Genomic DNA, 22586 nt, shown 5'->3' with positions numbered 1-22586 from the left:
GGCTGTCAAAATAAAGCGCTCAGAAATATAGAGTTAAGAGAATGGATGAGCGTTTGAAAAACAAAGTTACGAACTTTTTATGGACCATACCGAAATTCGTTTGTCGTCGCTACCCGAAACAAGCTGCTGCTCATAAGCCGTCCACAATAATTTATTGACTGATGTACCGTGCCCAGCATGACGAGCACGGTCGATGACTTTTTTGAGTTTGAAAGTATCGGCTTCCCATATTTTGATAGACTTATCCATGCTGCAAGTGGCAATCCACTGTTGGTCGGGGCTATATACGATGTGATTGATAGCAAACAAATGCGCTACAATATCTTGATGAAGTGCGTAGTTGTTTTTTACTCCCCAAATTTTGAGATGAGCATCGCGACTACCCGACAATAAAAACTGGCCGTCTGGCGAATAACAAACCGTAAATACAGAATTGGTATGAGCTTGTAATGTGTATTTGAGAGAAAAATCGTCTGTATCAAATATCCGAATAGAATGATCACTATAGCCGACGGCTATTTCTCTTGAAGAGGCATTTACTGCAATACATCTGGCACTTTGGGTGCTGGCTTTGATATGTTTGCGTACTGCTAAATGAACCTGATCCAAAACCAACAGAATCCCATCAGAAAGTGCTAAAAATGCTTTATCCTCAAAAAACTGAATGTCGAAGATAGCGGCATTGGTGAGATTGATAGAGCTTATAATTTGCTTATTTTGAGGATTGATAATTTGTATCCCTTCATAATTTTGGCCTATCCATAGATGCCCTGTAAGGTCGTGATACGAAAGGGCGTAAATGGAGGCGGGCACTTGTGCCACCACTTCTCCCCAATCAGGGCGGGTCAGGTCCCACTGCACCACAAGCCCATCGCCTCCTGCCGAAAAAAAACGCTCAGCTGTAAAGGTGGGCTGGAGGGCATATACACTGTCTCTATGCCCCGAAAAGGTATCTATTTTTTGGACTTGAATCATTGTTGTCTCTTTCTATTGAAAATGGCACAAAGGTATAGTTTTGATAATCAGTCAAATTTGGCTGATAGAATGCTGATTTTGACGGCTTTTCTAAATTACTTCGCTATCAAATGCTATTTGGGTATTTTTGCGCAAATTTAATCATAACATTGCTTCTATGCCTATCGTTCGTGAGTGGGGCGTTTTTGAGGATTGTAAAATTCTAGTTTGGCAAATCGCCGAAAATATCGAAACCCTAAAACAAGACATTGTAGTCACCTCGGAGGAGTGGCAAGAGTACATGACTATTTCACATCCCCAAAAACAACTTGAGTGGTTGACGGGGCGCCGGGCTATGCAAGCTTTAGTCCAAAACCAAGGGCTTCACTATGAAGGTATGGTTAAAGATGAGTATGGAAAACCACATTTGCGTAATCGTGTAGCCGAAATTTCGCTTACCCACACGCTTCGATATGTAGTGGCGAGCTTGTCATTTTCGGCACCTTTGGGCGTAGATTTAGAGCGAGTTGCGCCAAAGCTTTTGCGAGTCGCACCCAAATTTTTGTCGGAAGAAGAAGAAAAGTACGCTTTGACTGATTTTAGGAAACTTTGTACTTATTGGTGCGCCAAAGAGGCTATTTATAAACTATATGGCACCAAGCAATTGAGTTTTAAACAAGAGATATTCATACATGATTTTACTGACCAAACCGAATTTTGGGAAGGATATATATGCCACCGTAATCAATCACAGCGATATTATTATCGCTTGCATCGGTTTGAAATGGAGGACTTTGTAGGAGTGTTAGCAGTCTAAAGCGTTTGGTCTTCCAAAGGCTCATTCAAAATAGCAGACATCCGTTCAATTTCTTTGATTTTGTCGCTATCGCCGGTTTTTTCAAAAGCAAGTGCAAGGTTTCGCAAAACTCTTTTCAAAATATCAAGATTACTACACGGCTGATAAAATGTTTCATTGGATTTGATATTAAGTTGAGCAATATAGTGGTCAATATCAGACCGCATAAAAACCAGGCCTTTGTTGAACACATTGATATAAAACTGAATGCTATCTTGCTTGTAAGTAAGCACAAAAAGATTGGGTAAGTTGACACCATATACTGGCATGTTGAGCCGCTGGGCTATAATCATATAAATACAGCAAAGCGAAATGGGGTTTCCTTTTCGGGTGTCGAGTACTATATTGAGCATAGAGTTGCCTGCCGAATGAAAGCTTTTGGTGTTTGAGCCAAATTTTAGTTTAGTAAAAAAAACATGGTTTAAAGCCCGAATCTGGTCTATAGGGTGCATATCTACTTTAAACTCAAGCCATGTTTCATAATAAAACTGCTCAAATTCTTTTTTTAGCTTTTCAAAAGGCAAGTCTGGGTATTGATAGGTAGCCACAATCCACAGACCTTCTAATAAATCAATCGCCCCACCTTGATGCCATAGGGCGAGTCGTTCGAGGGTTTGTTCATATTGCAATTCATGAATTAACTCCTCTATACGGCGCTGAACGGCAGGGTTAAAGCTTGCACTTTCCCACTCATTTTCCAAAAAAGGAATAATTTTCTCACCTTGCCTCTTGATTTCCCCCTCTACCAATCGCGACACTTCCTTGTCGTCGTCGTCAAGAAGAGAAACTAATGCTTTGATTTCTTGCTCTTTCATGAGATTGTATCGCTATTCTGAGCTTTAAATAAAAACAATTTTTTTTCAGCACCCAAATTTTATAGTTTTGTCACTCATTCTTTCTACACACTGCATGAAAATTCTAGTTACCGGCGGGGCTGGATTTATTGGCTCCCATACAGTTGTTGAGCTCTATCAATCAGGATTTGAGCCAATTATTATCGACAATTTTAGCAATTCTGAAGAAAAAGTTTTGGAGGGTATCCAAAGCATTATTGGAAAATCGGTGGTTTGCTACAAAGCAGATTGCAATGATGCCGAGGCGCTACGCCAAATCTTTCAAAAGGAGCAATTGGCGGGAGTGATTCATTTTGCGGCAAGCAAAGCCGTGGGCGAATCGGTCGAAAAACCGTTGATGTATTATGAAAACAATTTAGGCTCGACCGTCCTGCTACTCAAAATTATGCGCGAGTTTGGGGTGAAAAACTTTGTATTTTCCTCGTCATGTACAGTGTATGGTCAGCCCGATTCTCTACCCGTGACCGAGGCCACACCTCGCCAAGAAGCAGCCTCTCCTTATGGAAATACTAAGCGTATTTGTGAGGATATAATCAGAGATGTGGTAGTTTCTAAAGCAGGGTTAAAAGCAATTGCTTTGAGATATTTTAATCCTATCGGAGCGCACGAGTCGGCTGTTATAGGTGAGCTTCCTAGGGGAGTTCCTAGCAACTTGGTTCCTTTCTTGACCCAAGCTGCGGCTGGCCTTCGCGAAAAGCTGACAGTATTTGGCAGTGATTACAATACCCCTGACGGTACTTGCATTCGTGATTTTATCCATGTGGTAGATTTAGCTAAAGCCCATGTAAAAGCCCTTTCGCTGTTGGCGGGAGTGGATACAGAGGATTACTATGATGTCTTTAATGTAGGAACTGGGGAAGGAGTGACAGTTTTGCAGCTTATTCAGACCTTCGAAAAAGTCAATAATCTTACATTGAATTATACAATTGGGCCACGTCGCCCCGGTGATATCGAACAAATCTACGCCCAAGTAGACAAATCAGAAAAAGTAATGGGCTGGAAAGCCGAAAAAACTTTGGAAGATTCTTTGCGCGATGCGTGGAGATGGCAACAGCGTTTGTCAAAATAAACTAGAAATATTGATTTAAAAATATGCAAAAAATACTCATCACAGGTGGAGCTGGATTTATTGGCTCACATGTAGTACGGCGGTTTGTTACCCAATATGCGGATGTGCAGATTGTCAATTTAGATGCCCTTACGTATGCTGGCAATTTGGCTAATTTGACCGATATTGAATCTGCGCCTAATTATACTTTTGTGAAAGGGGATATTACGGATGCTGCCTTTATCGAAAATCTATTTAAAGAGCACGATTTTACGGGAGTAGTTCATTTGGCTGCCGAATCACACGTGGATAGATCTATTTCTGATCCGATGGCTTTTGTCTTGACCAACGTCATCGGGACTGTTAATCTACTCAATGCTGCACGGGTAGCTTGGAAAGGCAAAGAAGAAGGTAGAAGGTTTTATCACGTGTCTACCGATGAAGTTTACGGGGAGCTTCATGACCCTAAGGAGTTTTTTGTGGAAACTACCAAATACGACCCTCGGTCTCCTTATTCGGCTTCCAAAGCTTCTTCTGATCATTTTGTAAGAGCTTATCATAATACTTACAAACTTCCTGTAGTGATTTCAAATTGCTCTAATAATTATGGCCCCAACCACTTTCCCGAAAAATTGATTCCTTTGATGATTAACAACATTCGTCACAATAAACCATTGCCAGTGTATGGAAAAGGCGAAAATGTGAGGGATTGGCTCTATGTGGAAGATCATGCCCGAGCGATAGATTTGATTTTTCATAAAGGTGAAAATGGTGAAACCTATAATATCGGAGGCTGTAACGAGTGGAAAAACATTGATTTAGTGCACCTCTTGTGTAATATCATGGACGAAAAATTAGGTCGTTCTCAAGGTACATCGGCACAGTTGATTACCTATGTCACTGACCGTGCAGGTCATGATTTGCGCTATGCTATCGATCCTTCTAAACTTATGAATGAGTTGGGATGGAAACCTTCAGTTACTTTTGAGGAAGGGCTGGCTAAAACCGTGGAATGGTATTTAAGCAATCAAGAATGGCTTGATAATGTTACTTCTGGAAATTACCAGAAATATTATGAAGGAATGTATGTAAACCGTTGATTATAAGGTAATAAAAATACTTCATAAAACAAAAATAGGTGCGAGCAATCGCACCTATTTTTGTTTTATGAAATCTGGTATGTTTTACTTTATAGCCGATTTCGATTTGGAGATAGTGAACGGGATACAAATGTTTTCGGGGCAGCAATTATCACCTGGTTGGATGATAATGGGACAACATCCTTCCGTTGGGCAGTTGTTGTTGCTTGCAGTGAAAGTATAGTTACCCGTCTCACTAAATAACACAGTATTACCAGCGTTGACGGGTTGTCCGTTGAGGAACCACTGCACATTGGTATATTTAGCCGGAACAGAAGCTTCTACCACTTCACCCGGACACAGTTTGACCGGCACAGTAAAGCATTGACGGTCGATATCATCCTCGTTTTCGTCATTATTTCCTGGGGTAGAGTCCTTGTCTTTTTCGTTGGTTTTAGAAACCTGGGCGGTATTGAAATGCAAACCTTGGGATACGGCTTTGATTTTGTAAGTCAAAGTGACAGTGTCTCCGTTAGCGGCGATGTTTCCGATGTTCCAAGTGATGACATTGTTATTGAAAGAAGCACTCCCTCTTGAAGCGACAAAGGACCCATTGACAAAGGCGACGGTATTAGGCAGAGAGTCAAGGACTTCGACGCCCGTGGCGTTGTTGTTGGCTTGATTCCATACTTTGATAGTAAATACTAGCGTATCGCCGATGGCTGCTATTTTTTTGTTAACGAACTTTTTGAGGGTAATATCAACTTCGCAGTCAATGGCTGCCACTACTACAGGGACTCTATCTAAATTAGTACAAGGCGTTGTGGAGCTATTAACTTGGACGTAGAAAGTGTCATTTTGAGTAATGAGTCCAGCAGGCTTGAAAGAAAGTCCCGTACCCAGTGCCGTTCCTCCGGTACTAGAGCTATACCATTCTACAGTAGCACCGTTGGTGTTTGAGCCGACGAGACTGACTTTGAGCGTAGGCAGCGTATCGCCAATACACGCGGAGGCATTTGGAGTGAGTGGTAATACTTGTGGACAGCTACAATCTGGTGCCGTAATCGTCGTATCAAAAACGCAGAAAGCATTTAAACTATCAGTGATGACGAGGTTAAAGTTGTTAGGAATGGTAGTAACAGAATAAGGATTACTACCAGTAAGGGTTCCGTAGTTGGTTTTGATGATACCGTTTTTGTTGTTTACAAAAAAGGATACCGAATAAGTCTGTGATTGAGGAGCACAGGCTGCTGGCGTCGTAATCTCCCAACTTGGTTGCTTACAAGGATTTACTAGCCCCGCATCAATCGTTGGGTTGTCTTTGTTGATACCCGAGCCTGTCGTAGTGATAGTGACGGTTTGGCTAAGGCCATTTGAGTCGAAATCTGAATCAAGACTATCAGCTACACCAGCGGCGTTTTGCAAAGGTGAAATTAGGCAACTGTCTGGCAATGAACTTAGTAAAATTTTGACTTGATACGCCCCAGACGATAGATTACTGAAACCATACTTACCATTGGCATCAGTCGTGTCGGTTGCGATGACGTTGCTATTTTGAAGGAGTTGCACAATCACTCCTGCTACACTCGGCTCGAGCGCATCTTGTTTTCCATTGTTGTTGAGATCTTTCCATACAAAATCCCCAAGGCTACCTTTAGGAGAGAAAAGCCCCGCATCGATAGTTGGGTTGTCTTTGCTGATACCCGAGCCTGTCGTAGTGATAGTGACCGTTTGGCTAAGGCCGTTTGAGTCGAAATCTGAATCAAGGCTATCAGGTACACCAGCGGCGTTTTGCAATGGTGAAATAATACAACTATCTGGCAATGAACTTAGTAAAATTTTGACTTGATACGCCCCAGACGATAGATTACTGAAACCATATTTACCATTGGCATCAGTCGTGTCGGTTGCGATGACATTGCTATTTTGAAGGAGTTGCACAATCACTCCTGCTACACCCGGCTCGAGGGCATCTTGTTTTCCATTGTTGTTGAGATCTTTCCATACAAAATCCCCAAGGCTACCTTTAGGAGAGAAAAGCCCCGCATCAATCGTTGGGTTGTCTTTGTTGATACCTGACCCTGTCGTAGTGATAGTGACGATTTGGCTAAGGCCATTTGAGTCGAAATCTGAATCAAGACTATCAGCTACACCAGCGGCGTTTTGCAAAGGTGAAATTAGGCAACTATCTGGCAATGAACTTAGTAAAATTTTGACTTGATAATCGCCAGATTCAAGGTTTGAAAAACCATACTTACCGTTGGCATCAGTCGTGTCGGTTGCGATGACGTTGCTATTTTGAAGGAGTTGCACAATCACTCCTGCTACACCCGGCTCAAGCGCATCTTGTTTACCATTGTTGTTGATATCTTTCCATACAAAATCCCCAAGGCTACCAACTGGTTCAATAACGCCAATGTCGAGGGTGTGGTCATTAACACCTTCGCTGCCTGTTTTATAAACAATAGTTCCATCAGGATTGACATCGCTGTCAGCCACATCAGCTACGCCGGCGCTAGGGGCATCTTTGATAGAGAAAGCCGCACAAGTAGCCAGCGCCCCTGTTCCCAGAGCGGTTTTTACTTTAATGGTATAATCAGTATTAGGGATGAGGGTAGTATCAGCACCTGTACCTGTCCAAGTTACGCCAGCCGCGTTTTTGTCACTAAAATACCACTGACCACCATTAGCGGTAGTAGCAGTAGCAATAGGGCTACCGGTAGCCGACGTACCTTTGTACAATTCAATCTCCACCCCATCTACTCCGACTTCATCACCATCTTGGATGCCATTTTTGTTGGTATCTTTCCATACGCGGTTACCGATTTGGATAGGGGCCAAGTCACAAATAAACTCAATTTCACCTAACCCGTAAGCTTTCCCAAAGGGGAAATTACCTCCTGTAAGAACGGTAATGGCCTTAGTATGAGTTACGCCTGTAGTGGATAAATCATACCAATCAATTCCATTGGAGAAAGCAGCAGTACGAGGATCCATAACGGTAGCTACGAGTCCATTGCTTCTCAATAGTACTCCAAGTCCTCCCATTCCTGTCTCTTCATGATAATAGCCCTGTACTGGACCATAATTATCAGTTCCAAAAACAGGCTCTGAAGTACCACTTGCTGTGCTAGGATCCGTAAAATTGGCCATGTCGATAGTCCAGGAGTTTTCACCATCTGTAGTAGCTTTCAAAAAGTCTCCAAATGCATCTCCTCTACGAAGCGTGAAAGGAGAAGTAGGCTCAGCGGAATTATTTCCTTCTTGTTCGCCAAAACGGTCTCGGAGTCCCAAAATCATATTGCCAGCGGCATCAAATTCAATATCAGACAAAATAGGCTGTGGAAATCCTTGCTCACCCAGACCATTTACTGTGGGGGTAGGGCGAGTATTGGCATTGTGCCAAGGTTGCCAATTGGCACTTCCATAGCAAGTAGCGTTTTGACCAAATCCACAACCACGATTGTAGTTAAGAGAAAAATCTAATTTCTTTTGGAATGCGCTATTGGTAGGATTGAAAGTATAAACCAACCCTCTTAGAGCGCCTCCTTCTTGCCCATTTGTCACAAGCCCAATGTACAAAAGACCTTTATAATATTTTAAAGCAAAAGGGCGGAGTTCGGAATTGTTGGAGATAGTAGGTAAATCTGGCAAAGGATTACCAGCATCTGCCAATGGCACTACCGTTACTTCGGCCGACGAACTAGGAGGCGTAGGGTTGGTAGGGTCATTGCCAAGTGGAATAATGTACAACGAGCGGTCGTTGAGGTTGATACCATAGAGGGTACGCTCATCAGACGAAATATCAAGGTCTCCAAACGAAATCCTTGTTACTTGATTGTAAGAATTAGCATCGATAATATCTCCCCCCCCTGTCAGTGTAGTGAAATCATGCGGGTCAGTACCAAATACGTTGGAACCAAAAAGGGTGTTTAAATCAACAAATAATGAACCTGAGAGTGCTCCATCATAAGGATTAGAGATTTTATAGATAGCTCCAGAACCATTAGGCCCAAAACCAGTATATCGCTTCATGTAAGCAGATGCAAAAAGAGTTTTGGAGTGTCGCTGATATGCCAATCCATAAGTAGTACCGATAGCACTTGCTACCGCTTCGTGAGCTACTAATACAGCATCACCGGCGTCGTTAGCAGTGGGGGTTGAGTTGTAGTGCATCGAAATTAAGACATCATCATTGCCTGTGTTGGCTCCCTCCACAAAACAGCTAGTGACAAACTTAGGGGCTGCTTGGCAATAAAAGTCAGGATTGGTCAAGGCAAGGTTGATATTACAGCTATTGGCCGCTGCAAACTGTACCGAAGTGCCATTGTTGGTGCCTGCAAAAGATTGTTCATGTCCTGCGGGAAAATTGCTAAACTCAATTCGATAGCTAGTCCCTGTACTTAATTGAGCACTTTCTATAAGATAAGTACCATCAGCAATTGAAGTAGCGGTGCCAACGGCTACATTGGCACTATTGTAAGCCGTAACTGTGACTCCGGCGATAGGTTGGTCGATGTTTGTAGTAAAAACCCCGTCGTGGGCATAATCTAAAAACACTTTCCCACCTATATAAGGATTAACAACATTGGAGGGGGGACAGACTTGAGCCAAGGCAGGTATTGATGCAAGGCTCAAAACTAGATAAGCCAACAGCTTAGTCCCCACCTGAGAAAAAAGAGAGAATACTCCCTTGCTAAAAGGAGCCTCTTCATTCTCAGAAGCAATAGAGCTATTTTTCATAATGTTAATAAAATGAGGTTGAAAAAGGAAAATTATTGAAAAGAGGAAAACTGATCTTGTTCTAAAAATCAATACGGTTGACTATTAACTATTTGTTCTATCTTAAAAATCTAGTTTTGATAAATTATCCACAAAAGTTAAAAATGTGAAAATGATTTTTTGGGATAGTTTATTCCTTGATAAATAGGGAAAATGACGATATTGATAAGTTTTTTAAAGGATTATGAATAGACTTTAGGATACTTCACTACGATTTGGCACGAAATATTCGGTGTCCTAATTTTATTACTCTCAAAAAATATGCCAATCGGATAAGTAAATAGTCTTAAAAGTTTTTATAATTGTTGATTATGGATATAAACAAACAGGTAAAACTGAAAGACTTAGCTTGTCTTTTGGTTTTACCTGTTTGTTTAGTAGGTCGAAATTATGACCTTACATAAATGCTTATCTTTATTTCGATTTGGAGATAGTGAACGGGATACAAATGTTTTCGGGGCAGCAATTATCACCTGGCTCGATGATAATGGGACAACAACCTTCCGCAGGGCAGTTGTTGTTGCTTGCAGTGAAGGTATAGTTACCAGTTTCACTAAATAAAACGGTATTACCAGCGTTGACGGGTTGTCCGTTGAGGAACCACTGCACATTGGTATATTTAGCCGGAACAGAAGCTTCTACTACTTCACCTGGACAGAGTTTGACTGGCACAGTAAAACATTGACGGTCGATGTCATCCTCGGTTTCGTCATTATTTCCTGGAGTAGAGTCCTTGTCTTTTTCGTTGGTTTTGGACACCTGAGCGGTATTGAAATGCAACCCTTGGGATACGGCCTTGATTTTGTAAGTCAAAGTGACGGTATCTCCGTTAGCGGCGATGTTACCGATGTTCCAAGTGATGATATTGTTATTGAAAGAAGCACTCCCTCTTGAAGCGACAAAGGAAGCATTGACAAAGGCGACGGTATTGGGCAGAGAATCAAGGACTTCGACGCCCGTGGCGTTGTTGTTGGCCTGATTCCAGACTTTGATAGTAAATACTAGCGTATCGCCGATGGTTGCTATTTTTTTGTCAATGAATTTTTTGAGGGTAATATCAACTTCGCAATCAAGGGCTGTTATGACTACAGGTACTCTCTCAAGGTCAATACAAGGGCCAGTAGTATTGTTGAGCTGAACATAGAAAGTGTCATTTTGAGTAATGAGTCCAGCAGGCTTGAAAGAAAGTCCCGTAGCGAGTGGCGATCCTCCGGTGCTAGAGCTATACCATTCAATAGTGACGCCGTTTGTGTTTGACCCCGCCAGACTCACTTTAAGAGTAGGAATAGTATCTCCGATACACGCAGAGGCATTTGGGGTGAGGGGGAGGACTTGTGGACAGCTACAATCTGGAGCGGTGATAGTAGTATCAAAAACGCATGAAGCGTTGAGGCTATCGGTGATGACGAGGTTAAAGTTGTTAGGAATGTTAGCCACAGAATAAGGGTTACTACCAGTAAGGGTTCCGTAGTTGGTTTTGATGATACCGTTTTTGTTGTTTACAAAAAAAGATACCGAATAAGTCTGTGATTCTACGGCGCAAGTAGCAGGTACGGTGATTTGCCAACTTGGTTGTTTACAGCAATCCTTGACATTGATACTGACGGTATCAAGGCAATAGAGTGTAGTATCTACTAAATATACAAATTGATATATACCCGGTGTATTGAGACCTGTAATCGCTCCTGTAGAAGGGTTTATGACTACACCGGGGTAGTTTGAAACGCTCGCCCAATTTCCACCCGATACATTCACTGCGAGTTGGGCATTGCCTTCATCGGCACAGACCTCAGCGTTTTGGGGAGATGTAACGGAGATTTCGACATTTGTACGGATGGTTACATTGACTGTATCGGAGCAAGTAGATGCTCCTTCATACAACAAAATGAAAGAATAAGTACCGGGAGTATTGAGGGCTGCACCTGTGATAACTCCTGTAGTGGCGTTGATGCTCAAAGGATTACCAGAGGCAGGAATCCAACTTTCGGGAGATACCACACTTTTTAACTTGATTGAGGATACACCAGCACAGGCACTCGTATCATTGCCAGCATTTGGTTTAACACATGCAATAAAACCAGCATCTATTTTAAAATCGTTTTCGCCAGCACCTCCTGTAGTTAAAGTAAATTTGAGGTCACTATCCTCAATCTCAAAATCAGAATCAATATTGTCAGTACCTGTGTTTGCTGTGCTAGGGATGCAGTTTAGAAGAGCGGTTTGGGTAGCGTAGTTTTCTATTTTAATAATATACTTCGTATTGGTTTTTAAGGGAACTTCGTATTGGACATAAGCCGGCCCTCCAGAGGTATTGGCCGAAGAAAAATAATACTGACCTCCGTTGGCAGTTTGTACCGAAGAAATAATCTCCCCAGTAGAATCACAAAGTGTGACTGTTACGCCATCAATACCCGGTTCGTTGGCATCTTGGATACCATCTTTATCCAAGTCTTTCCAGATGCGGTTTCCAATTTCGATAGGTTGAGGAGCACACAGGATTTCCAAATCACCTACTCCATTGGCTTTGCCGTAGCCGAAAGCATCACTTGCATACAATACTACACCTCCATTTGTATTGACTGAAGTTCCGGTAGCGTTACCGTCTTTATTTCCGTTTGAATTGATGAGACGTTTGATACCACCAGTATTAAAGACATCCGTAGGGTCTACTGCGGTCATGGCTAGTTTACCACTTCCCGCCAATATTGCTATACCGCCTTGCGAACTCATACGGTGATTGTCTCCATTTTGCACGCGGTCTCCCCAGTAGTATTTCCCGTTGCCGGGGCCATTGGCAGCGTTTTGGTTAGAAGAAGGAGTACTACCACATACAGAGCCATTTTGCTCAATAAGCCAAGTGCCATTTGGGCCACAGGGGCCAGCTCTCAATACTTCTCCGGGGGTAATTCCGCTTATAAAATCAGGGTCGCCTTGGATAGGTTTCCTGTTTTGGTAGCCTACTTGATCGCCAAAACGGTCACGGATGCCAAGAAGCATAGAACCATCTACGTCAAATTCAATATCTGTCAGCCAAGCTTGAGGGAAACTCACCGGCCCTGTGCGATCTGGATTATAATCTTGAATCCAAGGGCGCCACAGTTCTGCTCTGGCAATGCCTGAAACATCGGCATTACTTGCACCTTTAACATAAGTAAGAGGAAAATTTAGAACAGGTGTAAACGTTCCGTTTTCGAAAGCATAGACCGTGGCCGCTAAACCTGAACTGTCAGTTTTACTGGAAGCATCCTCACGTGTACAAACAACACCGACGTAAATTTTGTTACGGTAAAATTTAGTGGCGAAAGGACGGTAGCTTTTACCATCACAGGGGTTGGGAATCGTATATGATACTGTATCTTTGGTAGCGATGTCGAGTGAATACAATTTTCGGTTGGAGAGATTGGTAAGCCATAGGGTTTTGCCATCATCCGAAATATCAATATCTCCCAAACCCACCTTTCCGACTGCATCATAAGCAGGAATATCATAACTGTCTAGTCTTCCACCGCTTAGTTCGGTAGGTACGTCAGTATGCATATCTACTCCCGCGACAGTTCCGAAATTAAAAAATTCAGTAGTAGTGGTATCTAAACTGCCAATATTTGTAACAAAAATAGCACCAGGCCCTTTGGGCGTAAATCCAATATGACGTTTTGTAAAAGCTGTTGAAAAGAGTTGTTTTGTTTCTCTCTTATAAGTTAACCCCCATGCCGAGCCAATATCATTGACGGTAGCATAGTGAGAGATGACTTTGTTTGCATCTGTTGCATTGTAAGCTGTCCCTACCAAAGCATCACGATCTCCTAATGAAGAACTCCCTATTGCAGTGTTGACGGCCACAAAACAGGTCGTTACCATTTGTGGAGTTTCTGTTTCACAATAATTAGCTGGGTAATTGATACCTAAATTTACGCCTATAGTTCCTCCGTTGACGAATTGTACAGAAGTGTGGCTTCCTGAAACAGCAAAAGGACCTTCAAAATCACCGATTAAAAAATCTTTGAATTCGATACGAAAAGCGGCTGTGCTACTTACTGTAAGAACATAGCTACCATCTGAAGCGGTACGAACAGAGTCTGCCAAACTACCATCTGCTCTAAATGCACTAACCAAGATATTAGGCACACCTATTTCATTGAAAGTGGAGGTATTGGTGATTTGCCCATCCGCATTAAAATCCCTAAAAACAGTTCCTTCCACAGTTTGCCCAAAGCTCTTTCCTAGGAAACCTAAAAGGAACACTATAAGAATAGTGAATGTGTTTTTGGGAAAGTAAACTACATTGACTAAAAACGTACGCTTGTAGAGAGTGTACATAATCTTTTGAATAAGTATGCTAGTGAATAGATTGACCGGATTATCAGAAGAAATAGAGAGCCCATTTAATATGATAATGTATCTATTTTGGTTTCAAAAAACATACCAATGTGTTAATCAAATAGCCTTAAAAGGTAAATAAAAGTAAAAGATGTGATGTGTGTTTTTGTTAAATACTTGAATTGCAGTGCATTATGGATAGCGTGCTTTGTGAGAAAGTAGCTGTATGAAGCACTATTGGGAATTGTTTTGTCTAAATGGGCAATAATTGAGCCAAAAACAAATATTTTTTTTTAATAGGTATATAAAACAACATGACCCCGCTCCAAAGGAGCGAGGTCAATGCTACACACTTTACCCTACTTTGAAAATATTTTTATAATGCTTTAAGGCTGTTTTTGTATGCCTTTCAAGACAACTAATTTCTTCTTGAATACTTCGTTTTGATTTGGGCATTTTTTCTACTTCCAAATCAATGCTCGAAGGTACAAGGAATTTTATACAAGTTATATGCCCTTTTTTAGATGAATCGGTGAAATCTAACTATTGGACGGTGAAATGACTATAAATGCCGGTGAAATGACTATTTTGCCCGGTGAAATGACTATGAACTTTCCTGAAATAAGGGTGAAAAAAGCTCCAAACGCAAAAAATCTCCAGCATTTAGGAGATTTTTTGCGTTTAGTGTCTTAGAGATAAGCTCTAAATGAGAATTTCTTGCCTAACAAGTTCTTGAAAGATAGGTTTGCCGAGTACTCGAACAGGATTGACGAAAGGAGATTTCATCAAATATTTTCGAAGACTATCTGATATTTCGTAAGTCGAATAAAATCTACGATCAAATAAAACGGCGGCATCTTTCAATTCGAAAATGCTATAACGGCTAAAGTTGAATTCATAGCTAGACCGTTTGTAGGCTGCCGGAGGAGGTGCTGCGTGTACTGTTTCGGGAGTGACTATTGCATTTTGTATGTAATTCCAGCCTTCCCATTGTTCGGGGTGGGAAATAAGATACTTTGCAAAGAAATCAAACAACGACTGTAATGTAGTGTTTGAAAATTCTTCTCTTGTAACTGTCTTATCTGGCGAAATAGGTTTCCCTACGTACATTATATTGCTATAGTCAGGCTGACGATAAGATACCACAGGTACCAATGGCACTCCAGATATGTAGCTGAGGTAGGTCATCCCCTTTCTTGCGTTGATTTTTTGGCTTAAAAAGTTAACTTGGTCAAAATTATCTTCTCCAGACCCAGTGTTTCCATCTAAATAAACCAATACTGATCGCCCGTTTTTAAGCTCGCGGGCAAGTTTGAGCACAATGCTTGGATCTTCGGAATTAAGCACTCTTACATCACTTTCGGTATCATACCTTTCTTTCATTCGAGCTGTATAACTCATCATCGATTCAAGCTGCTGAGTATATACATCTTTCCGAACAATAGTAGAAAAGTTGTAACCAAGGCGAATGAGCAAATTAGCAATGATACGGTATGAACCTAAATGAAAAGTACAGAAAATTTTAGGTGTCGTCGGCGTGCTAAGTACAGATTTATCTCCTTGTATGCTGCATAAATCACCAATATTCAATACATTGCGGTCAAAACTTTCAAAAGCAAGGTTTACTAGCAATTTTTTGAATAAAGAAGCGTGTTCATCTAATGGAATCTCAGGGAGGAAATTGGCGAGATTTGCTGAGAAAATAGCAAACCTCACCAGATAACCTTCTTCTTGAAGCAGATTTACTCGGTCAAGCGCATCTTCACAATCAAGAAGAGCACTTTTGTACTTAGCAAAATCCGAAGAGTTCATATACTTGCTAATATTTACTGTACAACTAGATTTTTCTCAGCTTGCGAATTGATAGTAATGCCCCAGCAAGATGCATATGGATCTTTGTCGCCGAAGTTAAGTACTTTGCTGAATTCATTTTTGGCATAGAATTTGCCATCACGGATAAGCGTATCCAAAGATTTTTTTGCCTTGATTTCAAATGATTTTTTCATGATTTTTATAAATTTTTAATAAGTGAAACATGAGATAGTTTGAGTGCACACAAAAGGATGATGAAAGCGCAACTTGTTGTTTGTTAGACATTTTCAACGATACAAAGGTACACCACCTGTGTATGCTAGGAAATCCGCACTAATGGCTATATTTGAAAAGGTTTGTAGTAATAATTGACTAATTTGTATCTTTGCAAAGTGATTTTATCAGCTTAAGCCTGATAAGAAGGTTGTTTAGAGGTTAAGAATTTTATGTTATTTGAGGAGCCATGAGGTCACTGGTACTTACACGCTCGTTTTATAGAAGCCCCCAAAATGGATTGATTTTCCTTTTGGGTGTAGTATTGTTTTGCGAAATTATAGGGTGGGCAACCTCGCCGGAGACAAAATGGTACGTGTATAGCTCTTATCAGACGCTCTTTGATTATCTCAAAAATCTGTTCTTAGGGATTGTAGCTCCCGAACTCTTTACATTATATATATTGGTGTTTTTGATTGACATTTTTCACCGATTCATGGGAATTAGGCAAGTCAACACCAACTTCTTTTCTCTTATCAAATACGAGGCTAAGTTTTTACCTCTTTTTTTGATAGCATTCTTTCTTTTTTTTCCTATTACTTTACACGTTAGGTTCTTGTTGAGAGAGTTTCCTAACTATTCTTTTAATAGGTACTTAGATTTGTATATCTTCAATGGATTTACTTTTCAAACTTATTTTTTATACTTACCCTTTGTCACTTTGTTGGGGTATATACTGATCAACGTATCCTTGGTAAAGGATTTTTTAGAGAGTAATGCTTCTTTGAAAAGTATTTCAAATAACGTGTCATTTTTGAAATCTGAAACAGAAACAGCCCCTGCGCCTTCCAAAGTTGAGATAGCTACTCCCAAAGCTTTGCCTAAAATAGAGAAAGTGGAGGCCGTAGTGCCGCCTCGTTCTGAAAATTACTTACGTTTGATTGAAGCCAAAACTAGCACGGGTGAACTTTATCTTAAAGTAGAAGAGTGCTATTTCTTCGAAACTATTGAAGAGAGGTACTATGTAGAGCACCCTAAAGGGCGTTTTAGAATTACAAAATCGCTAACGATTTTAGAAGAAGAACTTGACCCACTTCATTTTTTTAGAGGCCATAGGAGTTTTATTGTCAATCTAAGCCTTTTAGACAGTTACTTGTATTGGGAAAAAGGGAAATACATTCTTTATATCAAGACACCCACTGAAGTGCGTGAGCTAGTCATGTCTAGAAATCGTTTCAATACTTTTAGAGATGCGTTCACAGCCAACAGAATGAGGCTTTAAAAATCATACTTCCCTTTTTCAATAGGCTGCTTTTAGATACTATCTAAGTAAGATTTAATCTGTAATCCAAACTTCAATAGATGGCGGTTGCTATCAATACCTAATTTTTGAATTAAGTTTTGTTTGTGATTTGCTAATGTTCGATAACTTATACAAAGCGAATCCGCAATCTCATATCCTGTAAGGCCTTCTGTCACTAAGTATAGTATTTGCTTTTCTCTTTTTGTGAGAGATTTGAGCCTCTGCTGCGTGTCGCTATCTATTTCTTTAAGGCCTAATTTCTTCATTAAATCTTTAAATCCATCACTATAGTATTTAGATTGTGTTTGAATATAAAGTAGGCATTTGTAGAGTTCATCGAGCCGGTCTTCCGAATATAGATAACCGTGAAAGTTTGCATCGAGCGCCTTTGACAATTCCTTAGAATTTGATGCATTAAAATAAAGTACTAACTTAGGTGGGTTGGTAGTACTGGCAAGTTCTTTCAATAAATGATTCGTTTCCTTTCCAATAAGATTGGCTTCAACAATAACACATTTAGGTTTTTTTGTGTGGATTTTTTGGATTAGATCATCTAGCTCATTTGCTCTGCCCACTACATCAAACCCTTCTCTTTCAAGGAGCTTACTAAGTACCTCACATGAAAAAGGCTCTTCTTTGGCTACCAATACTGAGGAGTCAAGTTTGCGAATTCGCATCTCATTATTTTTCATAATTATTTATGGGGATATGTATAAAATGTGTGGAATGAAGATACACCACAAATGCCTACTCAAACAAGAAATTTCCGTGAATCCTACTTTTTGACCCGTGAAATGACTATAAAATTGATGTTCCACGAAAAGTTAACAAAAAAAGCCTCCATATCAAAGAGGCTTTTTTGAAATATTTTTTGAATCAAGAAACTAGAATTGCTCTGTCTGAGAAAAATAAAAACTCCCTTCGATAGCGGCATTTTCGTCTGAGTCCGAGCCATGTACGGCATTGGCTTCTATCGACTTAGCAAATAACTTCCGAATCGTACCTTCAGCAGCTTGGGCTGGATTGGTAGCTCCAATCAACTGACGGAAGTCTGCTACTGCGTTTTCTTTCTCTAAAATAGCCGCAATAATAGGGCCCGACGACATGTAAGCACAAAGGTCATTGTAGAAAGGACGAGCTGCGTGGACTGCATAAAATTCACCAGCGCGTTCTTTGGTGAGTAAGGTTTTTTTCATGGCCACGATTCTGAATCCTGCCTCTTCAATCATTTTTAAAATCGCCCCTGAGTTTCCTTCTGCTACGGCATCGGGCTTAATCATTGTGAATGTTCTGTTTGTGCTCATTTTAGATTTGTCCGTTATATATTATACGTTTACTATAGTAATGATTGGCTCGTTTTCTTGAGACTCAAAATCTACGACTCAAAAGCTAACTCACAGCTTTACAACCCCAGAAGATTCCAAAAAAACGTCTCAAAATTAGGAAGTCTGTTTGGCTTTCCGAAACATTTCGATGAAAGTTACTAACTTTGCAAACTATGCAACAGTGGAACGCATTTTACGAGCTTATCAATTCGGCCTCTAAGCGCTTTGTGATATTGACCCATCAAAACCCCGATGCCGATGCTATAGGGTCTTCATTGGGGTGGAAAATGTACCTTCAAAAAAAGGGGCATACTGCTACGGTAATCATCCCAAACGAATGCCCTGCAAATCTGAGGTGGATGCCTCAATTTGATGAGGTAATCACTTATGATGCTAATGTATCTAGTCAACTTCGCTCAAAAGAACTATTGCAACATGCAGATGTGATTTGTTGCCTTGATTTCAATGCCTTACATCGGATCAAAGATTTGGGAGCCTTAGCTCAGAATGCACCGGCCACTAAAATATTGATTGACCATCATTTAGAGCCTGAAGATTTTGCCAGTTTTGTGTTTTCGGATACCTCCAAGGCGGCTACGGCTCAATATATCTTTGAAATCATAGACCAACTTGGAGACGGTATTTTGGTAGATGAGCCTATGGCTGAGTGCTTGTATGCGGGGATTATGACTGATACAGGGTCGTTTAGGCATGGTAATACTACGCCTGAGGTACACTTGGCGGTGGCAGAATTGATGAAAACGGGCCTCAATGTGAATCATGTTCATCGGTCGATTTTTGATAATAACTCCTTAGGAAGAACAAGGTTGTTAGGATACGTATTGTCTGAGAAATTGGTGGTATTGCCAGAGTATCGTACCGCCTACATGTCGCTTTCGATAGAGGAACTCAAACGTTTTAACTCCGAAATGGGTGATACCGACGGAATAGTAAATGTAGGGTTATCGATCGAAAATGTCGTCATGTCAGTGTTGATGATTGAGCGCCGCGACGAAATCAAACTATCTTTTCGCTCAGTAGATCAATTTTCCGTGCGAGATTTGGCTCATAAATACTTTGCGGGAGGAGGCCACAAAAATGCCTCGGGAGGCCGTACACAACTTACTTTGCCCCAAACCTTAGAAAGGTTTTTATCTATTCTTCCTGAATACCAAACCGAACTTTTGAACGTTGAAAAATAATCGGCTTGGATACAAAAGGAAGCAGTTTTTTTATTATAAATCAGTAAATCAACTAAATATAAATAAAGAAGTAACAATTAAATGTGCAATAGCACCTATTTCATGAAATTTAAAACCATTCTTTCTGTCTTTGTCGCAGGCGCTTTGCTTGCCGCTTGCAACAACCGCGTGAGTGTTAGCGATACAGGTTTAAAATATCAGTTTCACGACAAAAATGATGAAGGTCGCAAACCTAAAGTAGGCGACATCCTAACCTTTCATTTGGTTTTGAAAAACAGCAAAGACTCTGTCTTGCGTGATACTTACAAAGAAGGACGCCCCATGCAGATGATGCTTCAGACGCCTCCTTTTAAAGGAAGTTTTGAGGAAGGATTGGCGATGTTGTCAAAAAAAGATAGTGCTTCGTTTTTTGTAAGTGCCGATTCGCTCTTTACTCGTATGATGCAGCCACTTCCTCCTGGCATTGCCAAAGGTTCGGATATTCAGTTTACCGTAAAATTGATTGAAGTTCAAAACGAACAAGAATTCCAAAAAGCACAAGCAGCGGCTCGGGAAGGCCAAGTGAAAAAGGATGCTAAAATCATTGATGATTATGTTGCTAAAAATTCTTTGAAGGTAGTTGAAACGCCATCGGGGCTAAATTACGTAATCGTAAAAGAAGGTGATGGCACCAAACCCGTAGCGGGCAATATGGTATCTGTTCACTACGTTGGAAAATTATTGGACGGAAAGGAATTTGATAGCTCTTACAAAAACCCACAAAGTGGCGGTAAACCCGTAGATTTCCCAATTGGACAAGGTATGGTGATTCCGGGCTGGGAAGAAGGTATCATGAATATGAAAAAAGGTGGCAAAAGCACTTTTATTATTCCTTCAACTTTGGCATATGGAGAAACAGGTTCGCCGGGTGTTATTCCGCCAAATTCGGTTTTGGTATTTGAGGTGGAATTAGTAGATGTGAAAAAAGGACAAACACAACAATAAAAAGGAAGGAGAGTCGCAGAAATGCTACTTTGTGACTCTCCTATCACACATAATTTCAATCAATTAAGAATGAGGGGGAAATTAATATTAGGAGTAATCGCGAGCTTTACGGTCACGATGATAGCTTGTGAACAAACCGAAGAAGCCTTTCAGGATCGTAAAACCCGTGAAAACAAAGCCGAAATTCGTGCCTATTTAGAAGCAAATCAAATTGTAGCAGATAGTTTACGAACGGGCTTGTATTATGCCATCACAACGGCTAATCTGACTGCCCAAAAACCACAAGTAGGCGATGAAGTGACTTTTAGCTATGTGGCTAGGCGGCTCGACGGGACGATTGTTGATAGTAGTCAAGTAGGCAAGAGTGATGTATTTATTCGCTCATACAATTCGAGGAATATTTCTACCTCAGACTACGCCACTTCGATGGCTTTTCGGTTCAATCCAGTTCCTTCTTTTGAAGAACTATTAGCACCTCCTCAAGAGAAGGTAAGAGAAGGAGACAAAGTAACACTTTTTGTTCCGTGGTCGTTGCGCGGTACAGGCGACGTGTCACTTTTGGCCCCGCTTTACATTCCTATTCGCTACGACATCAATATCCTCAAAGTACGTACTGAAGAAGAACAAATCGACGATTTTGTGACAACCCAAAAAATCCAAGGGCTAGAACGAAATCCTGACAATGGGTTGCGATTTTTGCGTACGCAAGCTTACCCTGACTCCGCCACAATTGCCTTTAATACTACCGTAAGTGTAGTTTACACAGGGCGATTGGTAAGAAATGGCAAGCAATTTGATGCCGGTACGATTGATGTAAACGTAGTAGATCCCAACGGTACGGCCTCTGGGGGAGTGGTAAAAGGTTTCAATGACGGTATTGCAAAACTAAAGTATGGTGAAAAAGCCATTGTTATTTTTCCTTCTACTTTGGGATATGGTATCAATGGTACTTCTTCGAGTACAAGCGGTGCGGTACCCATACCACCTTATTCACCGCTTTATTTTGAGATAGAAGTTAAACGTAAATAAAAAATCAAAGCGGCCTCAAAAGCCGCTTTTTTAGTAAAAATAGTCATGCAACTTTGTTTTGCTACCAACAATGCCCATAAGTTAAAAGAAATCAAGGCTCTTTTGGGTGAAACATTTAGCCTTAAAACACTCCAAGAAATCGGCTGTAACGAAGAGCTTCCTGAAACCACCGATACAATCGAAGGTAATTCGGCCCAAAAAGCGGAATATGTGTGGGAACATTACCATGTCAACTGTTTTGCAGATGACTCGGGGCTAGAGATAGAAGCACTCCATGGCGCTCCTGGCGTTCATTCGGCTTACTACAGCGGCGAGCGCAATCATGCCCGTAATATCGAACGTGTTTTAAGAGAATTAGCCAATGAAACTAACCGAAAGGCGCGCTTTAAAACCGTTATTACCCTTACGCTCTCAGGAAAAAGTCACTCTTTTGAGGGAGTCGTTGAAGGAATCATCATTGATACCCCACGAGGTACCGATGGCTTTGGCTATGACCCTATTTTTGTACCTGAAGGCCATGACCAAACTTTTGCCGAAATGACCTTGGAACAAAAAAGTAAAATCAGTCATCGTTCACGGGCGTTTGCTAAATTGGTGCTTTTTCTGAAAGATTACTCATAAAACCCCAACTCTAGACAGGTATATTCATACACATTGGTTTGAATAGTGATGATAACTTTGGCATTGGTAGATTTTTACAAAACTATTGGCCTTGACCTTATCGAGTGGCATGTTTGTAATGGTTGAAACAAAGTTCATCCAAACCCATAATCGCACCGATATGTGAAATTGGCGCAAAAATCATAAAAATTGATAGAATATTTTGGG

16 protein-coding genes are annotated in these 22586 nt (G+C 40.9%); 8 read left to right on the top strand and 8 right to left on the bottom strand.

Going from position 1 to position 22586, the window contains the following annotated elements; translation table 11 throughout:
- Window positions 1–66 precede the first annotated feature (66 nt).
- Window positions 67–975: a WD40 repeat domain-containing protein gene (locus G563_RS0102680; RefSeq protein ID WP_084650740.1), complete on the bottom strand. Its 909-nt coding sequence runs from the start codon at window positions 973–975 to the stop codon at window positions 67–69.
- 157 nt (window positions 976–1132) lie between these two features.
- Between G563_RS0102680 and G563_RS33560 the strand changes: the two genes are divergently transcribed.
- A complete protein-coding gene (locus G563_RS33560) occupies window positions 1133–1771 on the top strand; it encodes a 4'-phosphopantetheinyl transferase family protein (protein ID WP_051210718.1) in 639 nt (212 codons plus the stop codon).
- On the opposite strand, the gene G563_RS0102665 is transcribed toward G563_RS33560, so the two are convergent.
- Window positions 1768–2625 (bottom strand): transglutaminase-like domain-containing protein, encoded by an 858-nt coding sequence (locus G563_RS0102665; protein ID WP_028663938.1) that lies wholly within the window; start codon window positions 2623–2625, stop codon window positions 1768–1770. The genes G563_RS33560 and G563_RS0102665 overlap by 4 nt on opposite strands.
- A 94-nt stretch (window positions 2626–2719) precedes the next feature.
- Here G563_RS0102665 and galE point away from each other — a divergent pair, with 94 nt between their 5' ends.
- Complete coding sequence (gene galE, locus G563_RS0102660) at window positions 2720–3733, top strand: UDP-glucose 4-epimerase GalE (protein ID WP_028663937.1); 1014 nt, start codon at window positions 2720–2722, stop codon at window positions 3731–3733.
- A gap of 23 nt (window positions 3734–3756) precedes the next feature.
- On the top strand, window positions 3757–4812 hold the full coding sequence (rfbB, locus tag G563_RS0102655; protein ID WP_028663936.1) for a dTDP-glucose 4,6-dehydratase: 1056 nt from the start codon (window positions 3757–3759) through the stop codon (window positions 4810–4812).
- A gap of 84 nt (window positions 4813–4896) precedes the next feature.
- Here the strand turns inward: rfbB and G563_RS0102650 are convergent, their stop codons facing one another.
- The 4 genes from G563_RS0102650 to G563_RS0102630 all read right to left on the bottom strand — a co-directional run bounded on the left by G563_RS0102650 (window position 4897) and on the right by G563_RS0102630 (window position 15896).
- Window positions 4897–9534: an SdrD B-like domain-containing protein gene (locus G563_RS0102650; protein ID WP_028663935.1), complete on the bottom strand. Its 4638-nt coding sequence runs from the start codon at window positions 9532–9534 to the stop codon at window positions 4897–4899.
- Between the two features lie 453 nt (window positions 9535–9987).
- The gene (locus G563_RS39125; protein WP_169579709.1) at window positions 9988–13773 is read right to left on the bottom strand and encodes an SdrD B-like domain-containing protein; all 3786 of its coding nucleotides are present in this window, start codon (window positions 13771–13773) and stop codon (window positions 9988–9990) included.
- An 819-nt stretch (window positions 13774–14592) separates the two neighbouring features.
- Complete coding sequence (locus G563_RS0102635) at window positions 14593–15702, bottom strand: LpxL/LpxP family acyltransferase (RefSeq protein ID WP_028663933.1); 1110 nt, start codon at window positions 15700–15702, stop codon at window positions 14593–14595.
- A 14-nt stretch (window positions 15703–15716) separates the two neighbouring features.
- A complete protein-coding gene (locus G563_RS0102630) occupies window positions 15717–15896 on the bottom strand; it encodes a hypothetical protein (protein ID WP_028663932.1) in 180 nt (59 codons plus the stop codon).
- 269 nt (window positions 15897–16165) lie between these two features.
- On the opposite strand from G563_RS0102630, the gene G563_RS0102625 reads away from it, so the two are divergent.
- Complete coding sequence (locus tag G563_RS0102625) at window positions 16166–17197, top strand: LytTR family DNA-binding domain-containing protein (RefSeq protein ID WP_028663931.1); 1032 nt, start codon at window positions 16166–16168, stop codon at window positions 17195–17197.
- Window positions 17198–17229: 32 nt separating this feature from the next.
- On the opposite strand, the gene G563_RS0102620 is transcribed toward G563_RS0102625, so the two are convergent.
- Both G563_RS0102620 and G563_RS0102610 read right to left on the bottom strand, forming a co-directional pair.
- Entirely contained in the window at window positions 17230–17910 is a 681-nt protein-coding gene (locus G563_RS0102620; protein ID WP_037325820.1) for a response regulator transcription factor, read from the bottom strand.
- Window positions 17911–18102: 192 nt separating this feature from the next.
- Complete coding sequence (locus G563_RS0102610; RefSeq protein WP_028663929.1) at window positions 18103–18522, bottom strand: nucleoside-diphosphate kinase; 420 nt, start codon at window positions 18520–18522, stop codon at window positions 18103–18105.
- 194 nt (window positions 18523–18716) lie between these two features.
- Between G563_RS0102610 and G563_RS0102605 the strand changes: the two genes are divergently transcribed.
- From G563_RS0102605 to rdgB, 4 genes are all read left to right on the top strand, one after another.
- A complete protein-coding gene (locus G563_RS0102605) occupies window positions 18717–19745 on the top strand; it encodes a DHH family phosphoesterase (protein WP_028663928.1) in 1029 nt (342 codons plus the stop codon).
- 102 nt (window positions 19746–19847) lie between these two features.
- The gene (locus G563_RS0102600) at window positions 19848–20729 is read left to right on the top strand and encodes an FKBP-type peptidyl-prolyl cis-trans isomerase (protein WP_028663927.1); all 882 of its coding nucleotides are present in this window, start codon (window positions 19848–19850) and stop codon (window positions 20727–20729) included.
- A gap of 69 nt (window positions 20730–20798) precedes the next feature.
- Window positions 20799–21758 carry an FKBP-type peptidyl-prolyl cis-trans isomerase gene (locus G563_RS0102595; protein WP_037325819.1) on the top strand — a complete coding sequence of 320 codons (960 nt, stop codon included), beginning with the start codon at window positions 20799–20801 and terminating at the stop codon, window positions 21756–21758.
- A gap of 45 nt (window positions 21759–21803) precedes the next feature.
- Window positions 21804–22379 carry an RdgB/HAM1 family non-canonical purine NTP pyrophosphatase gene (rdgB, locus tag G563_RS0102590; protein WP_028663925.1) on the top strand — a complete coding sequence of 192 codons (576 nt, stop codon included), beginning with the start codon at window positions 21804–21806 and terminating at the stop codon, window positions 22377–22379.
- Window positions 22380–22586 lie beyond the last annotated feature (207 nt).

Origin of the sequence: Runella zeae DSM 19591, assembly GCF_000423565.1 — a bacterium.
Classification (GTDB): Bacteria; Bacteroidota; Bacteroidia; order Cytophagales; family Spirosomataceae; genus Runella; species Runella zeae.
Note: the sequence above shows the minus strand (reverse complement) of the source record. Positions and strands in the feature narration are given on the sequence as shown.